General features: G+C 57.7%; 1 protein-coding gene. It reads left to right on the forward strand.

Going from position 1 to position 1,319, the window contains the following annotated elements; all coding sequences use genetic code 11:
- Window positions 1-153: 153 nt before the first annotated feature.
- Window positions 154-1,319: helix-turn-helix domain-containing protein (locus tag QMA15_RS32600; protein WP_290289321.1), on the forward strand; the 1,166-nt coding region annotated here is incomplete at its 3' end.

A 1,319-nucleotide genomic window follows, 5' to 3' on the forward strand; every position in this document is an offset into this window, starting at 1 on the left:
GGCCGAGCGAACACGTTCCGGGTCTCATGTGCTTCGGCATGTAGCGAGCTTATGGCGCGAAAGTTAGTTGCATCACTGTCATTCGTTCAAATTGTCGCGGACGAATTTAGTCATATGTTGCAAAACGGCGAGCGCTGCTCGTACAGTTCGACCATGGCCGGAGAACTACAGCATTTGGTGGATACTACCGGGCGCCGACTGGACCGTTCCGTTGCGATCGACGATGCACAGATCCGTCTACTCGCGTACAACTCGCATGACAGTGCCGTCGATTCAGTCAGAATGAATTCCGTTCTACAGCGGAATGTTTCACGCGAGATTGTAGACTTCATCTACGCGAGTGGAGGCCGTGAAGCCCTCGATCTCTTCACTGTTCCCGTCAACGAAGAACTAGGGCTGACCCTTGGCCGGGTCGGGATGCCGATCCGGTACCGCAATGCGCTGCTGGGCTTCGTCTGGCTGTTGACTTCAGAGGGCGAAGTTGACGAGGATCAAGCCGAGGTCTTGAGGCGCACGGCTGATGCGGCGGCGATGATCCTCCACCGCGAACAGTTGCTGGACGAGTTGTCCCGAAGTCGGGAGCGGGAACTTACTCGAGACGTACTGTCTGGCGAGCGGTCGCTGCGCGAGGACGCGGCAAGCAGATTGGCTGACGAGGGCTTGATGGCTGCGGGTCCAGCAGTCGCGGTCACAATCTTGCTCCGTCCCGTGGACCGGTCGACATTGACCGAAAGAGATCGTCTGAGTGTTGCCGTCGGCGTCGATCAGCTTCGGCGGAGGCTCCCGCGGAACAGTGCAATCCAACTCGACCGCCCCGACCACAGTCTGTTGATCGTATCGGTGGCCGAACGCTCGACTCAAACCCATCTGGACTCGTTGATCGTGGCAGCCCGGGAGCGAGTCTTGTCTGAAAGTGGGCGCCAGAACATCGAATGTTGGGTTGGTATCGGTGAACCGCGAACCTCGGTTGCAGACGTGCGCGAATCCTACGAAGAGTCCAGACGCTCCGCAGATGTAGCCCAGGTCGTCAAGGTGCTCGGAAATGTTGTGCATTATCGGGATCTCGGCGTCTACGGACTTCTGGCCGAACTGTCGGAGGATCGACTCGAGAACAGTATTCACTCAGGTCTGCAGTCCTTGCTCAGCCATGAGGACTCAAAAAGTGAGGCTCTTCTCGCGACGCTGGAGAGCTTTTTGGACAATGCCGGTGACGTAAAGCGAACGTCCGAGGCGCTCTGTGTGCATCGAGGGAGCTTGTACTATCGTTTGCGGCGAATTCAGGAGATAACACGCGCAGACTTGGCAAACGGCGACGACCG

Origin of the sequence: Rhodococcus sp. APC 3903, assembly GCF_030407755.1 — a bacterium.
GTDB lineage: Bacteria > Actinomycetota > Actinomycetes > Mycobacteriales > Mycobacteriaceae > Rhodococcus_F > Rhodococcus_F erythropolis.